The organism is Actinomadura bangladeshensis, from assembly GCF_004348335.1.
Classification (GTDB): Bacteria; Actinomycetota; Actinomycetes; order Streptosporangiales; family Streptosporangiaceae; genus Spirillospora; species Spirillospora bangladeshensis.
In genome coordinates this window covers 1-10,701 of record NZ_SMJW01000259.1, presented here as the reverse complement: position 1 = coordinate 10,701, position 10,701 = coordinate 1, and the positions used below count along the sequence as shown (strand labels likewise).

6 protein-coding genes and 1 pseudogene are annotated in these 10,701 nt (G+C 65.7%); 1 reads left to right on the top strand and 6 read right to left on the bottom strand.

The genetic code is table 11. From position 1 onward, the window contains the following. Window positions 1-185: pseudogene (locus E1284_RS41965) on the top strand (hypothetical protein); the annotation flags it as partial. A 322-nt stretch (window positions 186-507) separates the two neighbouring features. On the opposite strand, the gene E1284_RS33390 reads toward E1284_RS41965, so the two are convergent. From E1284_RS33390 to E1284_RS33365, 6 genes are all read right to left on the bottom strand, one after another. Continuing rightward, window positions 508-981, bottom strand: coding sequence for a hypothetical protein (locus E1284_RS33390; protein ID WP_131944158.1), 474 nt, complete (start codon window positions 979-981; stop codon window positions 508-510). 83 nt (window positions 982-1,064) lie between these two features. Beyond that, a complete protein-coding gene (locus E1284_RS33385; protein ID WP_131944157.1) occupies window positions 1,065-4,409 on the bottom strand; it encodes a type I restriction endonuclease subunit R in 3,345 nt (1,114 codons plus the stop codon). 34 nt (window positions 4,410-4,443) lie between these two features. Further along, window positions 4,444-6,912, bottom strand: a complete 2,469-nt coding sequence (locus E1284_RS33380; RefSeq protein WP_131944156.1) for a class I SAM-dependent DNA methyltransferase — start codon at window positions 6,910-6,912, stop codon at window positions 4,444-4,446. Continuing rightward, entirely contained in the window at window positions 6,909-7,580 is a 672-nt protein-coding gene (locus tag E1284_RS33375; RefSeq protein WP_165965524.1) for an RloB family protein, read from the bottom strand. The genes E1284_RS33380 and E1284_RS33375 overlap by 4 nt, the downstream gene beginning before the upstream one ends. Window positions 7,581-7,684: 104 nt before the next feature. Further along, a complete protein-coding gene (locus E1284_RS33370) occupies window positions 7,685-8,929 on the bottom strand; it encodes an AAA family ATPase (protein WP_131944154.1) in 1,245 nt (414 codons plus the stop codon). Window positions 8,930-9,095: 166 nt separating this feature from the next. Next, window positions 9,096-10,391, bottom strand: coding sequence for an ABC-three component system protein (locus tag E1284_RS33365; RefSeq protein WP_131944153.1), 1,296 nt, complete (start codon window positions 10,389-10,391; stop codon window positions 9,096-9,098). Between the last annotated feature and the right edge of the window lie 310 nt (window positions 10,392-10,701).

Genomic DNA, 10,701 nt, shown 5'->3' with positions numbered 1-10,701 from the left:
TCCATGACGGCACCGCGACCAAGATCCGAGACCGCCGCTGCAAGGTACTGGCCGCCGCCTACACCGCCAACCCCGAACGGTTCCACACCAGGCCCGTCCCGCCCGAACTGCCCGACAAGGCCTGGATAAACGAACCACCCAAGGACAAGAACCAGGAGAACAACCAGGCCCAACCCGCAGCCTGAACTGTCTCAACGAGTTTGACAGGCTCCGTCTCGTCGTCGATGAGGTAGCGCACCCGGCCACCGCTGGTGACCTCGTACTCCCACTGCTCCAGGTCCTGACCGTTGTGCCGGCGGGTTGCGAGATCTCCGCGAAGCCGATGCTGGCGTTGATGGTTGGCGCGGGAGCGCGGCTCGGAACGGAGTATCTCCAAGCATCGCCGGCTGTTGGCCACGGCGAGCCGGCAAAGCTCGTCCCAGCCGTTCGCGGCTTCGCCCGTTCCGAACCGCACATCCCACTGGTCATCCGGAGGCGGGACCGTGACACGATCCCCCCGCTTCGGACTCACGGGTGTACTTCCACCTGGCCGAAGTCACCGCTGGTGGGGCGCACCGCGTCCGCGTGCTGCTGAGGATCGGCCTTGATGCGCGCGGTCGCACGCCAACCGGTGATCACCTCGTCGATGGACGCGTCAAGGTCGAGCTCGGCCGCGTCCGAAAGCGCCTCGACCAGCTCTACGGTGAAGGCGCGCACCTCATCGGTGCTGAGATGATGCACCCACGGGAACACATCCGGCATGGCGAGAAGCAGCTCGCGGGCGCCCGGATCGTGCTTCATCAGCGCGATGAAGATCCGAGAGGCCGTGGCCAGCGTCTCGTCACGCCGCTCTTCCCGATCGGCCACCGTGAGGAAGAAGTCGGGTGCATCACGATGGGTGACGCGCACCCGGCCCAGCTTGGAGGCACGTTCGGCGACGGCCCGCGGGTTGCGGGACAGGTCGGAGAAGGTGACCGAGTCTGGATGAATCGTGGTGCTCATGACCACAGGTTATCAGATCGTATTCTGAAGTCGACTGGCCGAGCTCACCGTCCATCGCTTGAACACCGCCCGGAACCTGCTCCCTACTCCCTGAGGAACTGGTCTCTCTGTTCAACCGCGAGCCCTAGCAGCTCCCCAGCGATCGGGCCGGCCACGTCACGGCTCACATCGAGCAGATCGATTACCTGGCGCCGCAGGTTCCTGCGGAGGTTCTGTTGAAGATGCTCGTTCCCCGGGAAGTGAGGAGGACCGATCTGATCCCTGATGTCTACTGCGAGCCGTCTGGCGACCTCGACCAGGCGGTCCCGTGTGATGGGCCCCTGAGCGCTGATCTCGGCGGCAAGCTGCTCCTCGAGAACGCTGAAGATACGTCCTTCCGTTTGCGGGTCGAGGTCGAGCGCAAGGATCTCCGCGTCGTCCACAACGATCTGGTCTACCAGGTCGCCGAGGGCGTCCGCGAGTTCCCGCCACTGCTGGTCCAATTGGGTGAGCAGGAGGTCGAGTTGACCGCTCAAGCGCCCGATACGGCCGGGATCGCTGCGCCGACTCTCTTCGATGAGCCGCCGTAGGGCGTACTCGTACTCGCGGGCTCGGGCGCGGTCGCTGCGCAGCGCGTCCACGCGGTCCCGGAAGCTCGCGCCGGTGATCTCGACGGGTGGCACCTCTTGGACGCGCACGTTGGCGCGGATGTGCTCGTCCAGCAGTTCCCGGAGGAGCGGGCCGTACTGGTTCGGGTCGGGACGGCCGGTGCCGGTGTCACGGAAACGCCGTCGCACCCGCCACTGGAGCAGCCCGACATCCTTGGCCAACTCCAGATGGGCACCCACCTCACGGCGTGGCAGCAGGCGTTCGACGGCCGACAGGAACGCCCGAGCCGCGCCGTCGAACCGGGCACGCAGGGCCGGATCCTCCAGCCGCGCGAGCAACTCCTCCTGGGCGTCCGGATCGCGGGCCTCGGATTCGCTGATCCCCAGCTCGGCGAGGGTGCCCCGCATGGTCTGCGCATGTGCGGCGAGACGGGGCAGCTCGTAGCCGAGCAGGTCCTCCCGCATTCCCTCCAGGTCGTCCAGCTCGTACTCGGCGAGCGCTTCGTCCAGGTGGTCGGCAAGCGCAACGTAGTCGACGACCAAACCGTACGGCTTGTTGCGCGCCGGCCGGTTGGTCCGTGCCACTGCCTGGAGCAGTTCGGCCCCCCGAATGGGCCGGTCCACATACAAGGCTTGCTGCAGAGGCGCGTCGAAGCCTGTGAGCAGCATCCGCTGCACGATCAAGAACCCGACCGGCGTTTCTTCCCGCGGCCGTCCGGAGAACGCGGTATCGGGCTCCAGCCCACCGAAACAGCCGTCCCACGGACCATCCGGGCCCTCGTTGGGGTCGACCGGAGGCGGCTCCAGGGGAGCCGACGGCGACCACGGTTCCTCCGCGTCATCACCACGCTCACCCGCGACCGGACGCGGCAGCGGCTGCAAGTAGCGAGCGATGTGGGTGTCGTGGGCAGACCTCTCCGTCCACGGGCGGAACTCCGGCGGGTCCCCTGCCGACGGCGAGATCACCGGGATGAAGTCGAGTTGCCGCAGCGGATACAGGTGCCGGGCCGCGGCGGCGAGAAGGCCCTCGTCGTAGCCGTCGTGCGGCCCCGGACTGGCCAGGTGCTTCTCGGCGGCGCGGACCAGGCCATCCCTGGCAGTCAAGAACGCGTCCCGGTAGCGGACGGCGGCGAGCCGGCTGACCGCGACCACCTGGGCCTTGAACCCGGCGGGCAGCACATGCTCGACCCAATGGGCGAGCATGTCACGGGCCTTCGCCCTGATCAGGTCCGTGGACTCCAGGACGTGCCGGACGTTGAGCGGCACCTCGTCCGCCGCGTCGAGCTGGTAGGCTGCGTCCAGCCCCGCGCGGTCGACCAGCGAGGACGACACATACCGTCCCTCGTAGCGGATCGGGACGGTGGCGCCATCCTGTTCGGCCTCCCGCAACGTGTAACGATCGATCTCCGAGCCGAAGATCTCCGTGGTCGTCCGGCCTCCGGACCGGACGATCGGCGTCCCCGTCAGGCCGATCTTCACCGCGCGGGGCAGCGCGGCGGTCAGCCGGGCGTGCCACCATCCGGTATGCGTCCGGTGTGCCTCGTCGATCAACAGCAGGATCTGGTCGCTGTTGTTCAGCACCGAGTCGAACAGGCCGCCGAACTGGTCGTCCGCTTCCTGACCCGCGCCCGTGTCCGTCCTCGCCTGCTGAATCATCAGCTGGATCACGCCGGGCGTGGTGCTCGTGAGCAGCCGGCGCGCGTCGGCACTGCTCTCGGCCACCAGCGGCATCTCCCCGCTGAGCCGCAGCACCGGGGTGAGCTGCGTCTTCAGCGCCCGGCGGTCCGATACCACGACGATCTTGAAGGTGCGCAGGCCGTCGGTGTTGCGCATCTTCCGGATGAGGAACACCATCGTCAGGCTCTTGCCGGAGCCCTGTGTGTGCCAGAGCAGGCCGCCACGGGCGCGGGGGTCCTGCTCGCCGACGAGCCGACGCACGGTCTTGCTCACCGCACGGTACTGCTGATGGCGGGCGACGAGCCGGACGGTCCTGCCGTCCAGCCACTGGAACACGCTGAAGCTTCGTACCAGGTCCAGGAGGCGTTCCCGCTGCAGCACCCCCAGCGCGAGCGTGTGCAGCGTGGTGGGCTGCTGCCCGGCGGGGAGGTCGAGCCGGGCGGCCGCGGTCTCCAGAGTGTCTGGATAGGTGCTGCGCCATTCGGCGAAATGCTCTGGAAGGGACGTGACCGTGCCGAGGGCGGCGCGCTCGTCATCGACGGCGACAAGGAACTGGACGTAACGGAACAGCTCCGGCACCGATCGGTCGGGCAGCAGACGGCGTTCCCCCGACAGAACCCGCAGCCGGTCGACCGCGCCGGTGACACCGTCGGTCTCTTGTGGGCCGGAAGCGGCACCGACCACGAACGGGATGCCGTTGCACAGGACCACGAAATCGAGCTCGACCGCCGGGACCCCCGCACTGCGGCGGCGTATCGGCACGTGGGTCGCCACAACCCAGTCGTTCGCGTCCGGGTCGTCCCACTCGACCAGCTTGACGGCCCGACTTCGTCCATTGTCCAGCCACGGCGGGGCGTCCACGGCCACACCGGAGTGCAACAGTTCGAAGAACTGCTCGTTGCCCGTGACCATGTCGCGGTCGATCCGAGCAACGGCGTCCCAGACCTGCGCAAGTTGCGCGTCGTCGAGCCAGAGCTCGCCGCCGGGCCCCGGGTTGATGCGGCGCACCGCGTCCAGGAAACGCGCGCGGTCGATACCCTTGGCCAGCCCCTCGCCGCTCAACGGCCCGGCCTCGCCCAGTGAGCAGTCGACGGGCGCCGACCAGCCGAGGCGGTCGGCAAGTAGTGCGGCAAGCCGATCGGTCGCCAACGTTTCCCGGCTCACGCACGCCCCCTTGGAGATCCCCCAGGTAGGTTAGCTACTCCAGGGCAGACCTTTCGGGCATTCCTCGACTTTTGCGGCGAGGGTAGGCGAGTTCGCCCAGGAGGCCCCGCACCCGGTCAGTGGCCGCATCTCGGTCCGTCTCCAACCGCTCAAGCGAGACCTCGTACTTGACTGTTAGGGAACGGTAGCGGTCGATGACGGTGCGCAAGGCGTCCATCACACGTGAGTCGTACCGGGCGACCAGATCCTCACCCATAATGGTAAGGACGATTTTCCGGACGTCTTGTTCAGAGATGTCGGCGACGGCTTCCGCGAACTTCGCGGGCAGCTCACGCTCCAACTGCTCGAGAACCTTGAGGGCCGCTTTCCGCTCCCCCTCCAGGCGCTCATGCTCAGCCGACTGAGCTGGGGACGTCTCTTCGCCCGCTTCCGTGTGTTCCTTTTGAGCCGCCTTCAGGGACCTGAGGTGAGCATCCAGGGCCGCGAATGCCTCATCGGCCTCCCGCAGCATGTCCTGGAAACCGGGTAGGAGGGCAACAGTCAGCGGGTGCTCGCGAGCATCCCGCAAGTCCGCCGCGTGACTGCTCGATCTGCGTCCGCCTTGGGTGCGCCGTGCAGGGAACAGGGCCTCCACGGACGCAGCCCAGCCCTCCACGACCCGGCGGGGTCCGCCCGCGGCGAGCGCCTGCACCTCCTCCATGTGATCGACCCACCATTGCGCGACGAGCCCGGTCAGGACGAACTCGCCGATCACCCCCTGCGAACCGAGGGCTTGGGCGAACGTGAGGATGAGCCGCTCCTTGACCGCCATCGACCCTTGGTTCATCGGCTCAAGCAGGACGTCACCCTCCTCGGCCCACCAGGTGGCGCAGCGGTCATGCAACTCGGTCACGGTAGGGGCGGCCAAATCCTCGATCCTGGCCACTGCCCCAGCCGGACCATCTGACGGCACGTCCAGGTATCCGTCGTCCAACGAGACGAAGAAGTCACCGACGTCCAGTCCGAATGCGCCGAAGATGGGACGGAGCGGCTCGACCTCCGCGGCCGGAACGCCTCCATAGAGGTGTGCGCTGACATCCTGAGGCTCGGGGGACGGAGTGTTGTCAACCCAGCGCCGGATGTTGAGATTGGCGTCATCGGCCAGCACGTCCTCGACGGCCACGATCCGGGAGAAGCCCTCGACCTCGCGCCATTCGCGGCAGACCGCCCTGATCTTCTCGAGGTGTTCTTCGTCGAGATGGTTGCCGGCCCGACCGGGCCGGTACTCACGATCGGCGTTGACGATGAGGATTTGACCGCGTCGCTCCACCGGTTTGCCGCCAGGAGCCCGCAGCAACAGCAGACACGTGGGGATCCCGGTGCGGGAGAACAGTTGCGGCCCGAGACCGACGATGGCCTCGATGACGTCGTTCTCCAACATGGCCCTGCGGACGACCTGTTCTCCCTTGGACCGGAACAAGACCCCGTGCGGCATGACGGTGACCGCGAGGCCGCCCTCGGCAAGAGATGCGAGCATGTGCTGGACGAACAGAAGATCAGCGGGTCCGACTCCCATGCCGTACCCGAATCTGCCGTAAGCCTTCGCACTGACGGCTGCGGCGTCGTACTTGACGGAGAACTCCGGATTCGCGAGGACACGGTCAAACCGCTCAACGCGTTTCCCGTCGACATGCCGCGGGTCGACGAGCGTGTCACCCATTTGCACGTCGGCGTCCCGGATGCCGTGGAAGACCAGGTTGAGTCGCGCGCTCACCCACTGAACAGCGGCGAGCTCCTGCCCGGCCAGCGCGAGATACCCGGCACGGTCGGGATGATGGTCGGCAACGTGGCGGCGTGCCTGGATGAGCAGGCCACCCGATCCGGCACAGGGATCGTAGACCGTGTGACCCGGTGCCGGATCGGCCAACCCGACCATCAGCCGAACAACCGAGGTCGGCGTGTACATGTCGCCGCTCTTGAACCCTGAGAAGCCGGCGAAGGTGGCCAGCAGCGACTCGTAGGCGTCACCGACGAGTCCCGGGAACTCCAGGTCGGCGTCCCGGAGCGATACCTCGTCGAACCTCCTGATCAAGGAGGTCAGCGCCTCGTCACGGAAGCGTGCGCCACCCAGGCTCTTGTTGAAGTCGATATGGGAAAGGACACCGGCAAGATCAGTATTGTACTTCTCCAGCCCTTTCAGAGCCTCATGAAGCGCATTGCCCACCTGGCTCGTCACGCCGAGCAGCCCCGACCAAGCCGATTCCGGTGGAACGAAGATCACGTCGGTGTACTCTTCGGGATCGCCGGCGGCCTTGACAGCCTCGGCCTCGTCACCCGTCCGGGCAAGTTCCCGATCGTACACACGAGCACTGGCCCCGTCGAAGACGTCCGAGCTTCGTTTGAGCAGGAGGAGCGCGGACACATAGTTCCGGGACGCCGCCACGTCGATCTTCTTCAACTGCGATGCGGCGTCAAGGATCAGCGAACGGACCTGGTAGAGGGTCGTGACCGGGGACGCGCTCAACTACTCCTCCGGTGTCGTCGCTCCGATCGATCGGCGACACGGAGCAACTCCATGAGCCGGTAGAAGTCCGTCTGCGTGTCGCGTCTCAACGGGTCGCAGTTATCGGCGTGCCCGGATTCCGCAGGCTTCTGCTTCGCTTCGCAGTGCCCTTCCCAGCAGCGGTCAACGAGCTTGCGGGCAAGCCGCACAGCGTCCACACGCTTCCCCCACAATACAGATCTCTGTTTGTCGTTCAGCCGCTTCGGATTCGAGTTACTGCTCTTCCCTCCGCTCCGCTTGCCGTAGTACTCGAACCCGGCGACGGCGTTGAGGCTCCGCAAGATCTGATCGTTGCTTGACTGGGAGGGCAGACCGGGTGCGAAGTGCAGCCAGAGCCACAAATCAAAGGAAGGCGCCGAGAAGGCCACTTCGATGTTGTGTACGTCTGCTAGTCTGAATGCGCGAGGGATGTCCGTGTTCTCGTCGCGATCGAACACAACCCAAACCTGCTTCTTGTCAGCAGCGGGCAGCTGCTTCTTCGCCTCGATCGCCTGCTGGACCGCCTTCTCCGGCTTAAAACCTTGGTTCGGCTGGCTCGCAGGCGCCAGATTGATAAAGAAGCGGCCCTCCTGTCCCGCCTCGTCGTTTAGGCAGGACAAGTAGTCCCGTTCTGTCTTCCCCTCACACACGACGGTCACAACAAGACTTCGCCTGTTCTGCCCATATTGGTCTCGTGGGCGTGATGACGTACTTCGAGCGGGAGCGCCGCGCTTCCTATTCTTACCCTTAGAGGTCATGCGCAGGCCTCTGCGTTGTCCGAGCTCAAGACGTCGGCCGCCTCGCCGGCGGTCACTCGTGGAACACCCCCGTAGCCGCCCGCCAGGTAGCGGCGATCAAGCGGTTCGTCCTTACGAGGGCGCGCATCGGTCAGCGGGTAGAGCTCTGACCTCCCTCCCCGGTCCTTGATGACGAGGCGCACTTGGTCGCGCTCAAGTGGCGGGAACGAGTGAAGGTTGCCCAGCAGTGTGACATCCTGCGTCGTGCAGATCAACTGCCCGTTGTTCTCATTCGCCTGCGGATCCTGAAAAATGCGCAGAGCCTCCGCCGCGAGGGTCGGATGCAGGCTGGCGTCGAGTTCGTCGACCATGAGAACCGCGCCCTTGTCCAATGCTTCGATCATCGGCCCGAGGAACGAGAACCAGCTTCGAGTACCTTGGGATTCAAGATGGAAATTCAGCGGAACGCTTTCATGCTTTCCCCGATGGAGCAGCTGGATTCGTGTTTGGCCGTCGACCACTTCCGACTCGGCGCCGTCGATGCCCAGATCGGCGACCTTGAGAAGCTTGATGATTAGTTCCATAGTAGCTGGATCGCGGAGCTTCTCCGCGGTGAACCCGCCACGGCTGTTTTCTCCTTCGCCGGGCGCGACGAACCAGAGGTTCTGCTTGAACCAGGCGTGGATCGGGCTCAAGTACGGTTGGTTGAATGCGGCAGCCACGGTAAGGAACAACGCATTGGGGCGGGTCCTCGGGACAAGACGTTCCTTGTCCCCCTTCAGTCCCTCACCCGGGAATTTAAACGGATCCTTGTTGTCGGCATCCCTCTCGAACCACACCTGCCTGCGGGGCCGCCCGCCGGGGTAGGCGTGCAGCCACTCTGACTCGACCCGCTCGTCGGACACCTCGAAGCCGTAGACGAAGCGGTCACCGTCTAGGACGATGTTGACTTCGAACAGCGAGGTCTCGTCGCGCGCATCCGGATCGAGAGCGAAGGGCTCGCGGGGGATGGCATCCAGGGACGACCACGTCTCCACCGACCCCAGTACTGCCCGTCGCATCCATCTCATGGCATGGAGGACGCTGGACTTACCGGACGCGTTGGCCCCATAGATCACTACGGTCGGCAAGTACGCCGCTTCCGGGTCTGCGGCCAAGCCCGTCGGGCGGCCGGAACCCGCGTTGAACCGGCTCGCGGCCGTCCAGAGTTCGAACTCGTCTCGGAACGACCTGTGGTTCGCCCCGCGAAACCTCAGCAACATGCGAACCCCTTGGAGTCGGGATCTAAATCCATCCTAGCCTCGTCCATGCAGGTTTCCTACATGGATGGCGTTTAAACAGGGCCGCGTACACTACGGACAGCCTGGTTGGCCACCCAGGAGCACCACGTCCATGGGGCCGTGGCTTCAGTGATGGCCGGCTTACGGTTCAGAAGCGGAAGCCGAAGAGGCCGCCGTCGGGCTGGTCGGTGAGGTGCGGCTCCAGGACGTGACCGGTCGGGGTGAACCCTTCGGACTCGGCCTTGGTCAGGTCGTCGGAGTTCATGGTGACGATGTACTGCATGCCCTCCTCCTCGGTCACCTCGGCACCGAGCGCGAGCGCCGCGGCGAGTTGCCGAGCGTCCACGCCGTCGTACAGATGGCTGTCGTGCACGAGGAAGTCGGGCCCGCGTCGGCCGCGATGCGCGAGGACGGCGAGAGCTAGGTCGAAGCAGAAGATGACCATGTTGTGCACACCGCGGCTGTTGTCGGTATCGATGTGCGCCTCGATCTGGATCTTCTGCTTACCGGGAGTGAACGCGAGATAGGGAGTGCGGGCGTCGCTGTAGAGCCGGCGTGCGTAGACGTTGAACAGCCGGTTCGCCTCGTCGGTGACCGCCGCACGGTACTCGAGGTCTTCGGCCGTGGCGGTCTCGAGCTCGATCCGCTTGCCCTCGATCTCGCGCCGACTGGCCTCCAGGGTCTGGGCCGCCTGGAAGCGGTGCCGCAACGCCTCCAGTCGCGCCTGCTCTTGAGCGAGGACATGCTGAAGTGCCGTCAGGGCGTCGAGTGCACCACCCTCGCTGAGCATGGTCAGCAGCGCCGACTGGCGTTCACCGAGGCGCTCGCGCTCCCTCGCTCGTTCCGTGAGACGTTCCTCGACGCGAGCGACCTCCTCGCGCAGTTGCCGTTCCCGGTTGCGCACCACCGTCTGGTGGAAGGCGCGCACATCATCGAATCGCCGGCGCACCTCCTGGCCCATCAGGACGCCCAGTTGCTCGTACGCCTCCTCCAGATAGCGGTCGTCGGGCTCGGCGACGTCGGTGGCGGCCTCCCGCATCTCAAGAAGGTTGTGGCGGTCCACCGTGTCCTGGTCCCGCAGCCGACGAATCTCCTGCTCCAGTTCGTCGGCCTCCGCCCGGATGTTCTCGTACTCGGGGAGCACCCGGAACCCCTTGGCCTGCTCCTGCAACTCCCGGACGCGCTGCTCCACGGCACCGATCTCGCCGCGCAACTCTGCGGAGCGACCGACGATCTTCCCCCAGACGGGATCCTTGGCCGCCTGTACCAGCTTCTTCCTGGTCGAGTCCTGCGTCGCGAGCGTCCGGTACTGCTCGGCGAGCCCGACATCGAGCCCGAACAGGTGACTCAGGTTGACCATCGCGTCATGAGGGGACTGCCTGGCGTGAGTACCGGTCGGGCTGAGTAATCCGTCGAGACCGCGACGTATGGCGAAGGACAGCATCGTGCGCCCGCTGCTCGGGGACTCCGGGGAGGGCACTCGGTAGAGATCACGTTCAATGGCCCACTGCCACTCCTTGAGTGACACGTCGCCGGCGAACTCGTCCTTCCAGAGCCGGCCCCCTTGTGATCGGCGAGTGACGTCCGGCTGGAGAAAGACCTTCGGGTTCGCGAGGCTGCGGCGGATCCCTCTCTGTCAGACTCAGGGGAGACATGGGGACGAACTAGTCTTCTGTGACGCAAGTAGGGCGAGACTGGGATCTTTCGAGCGTGACGTTGAGTGTTGCCGATCTCCGCACCGATGATGGTGTGGT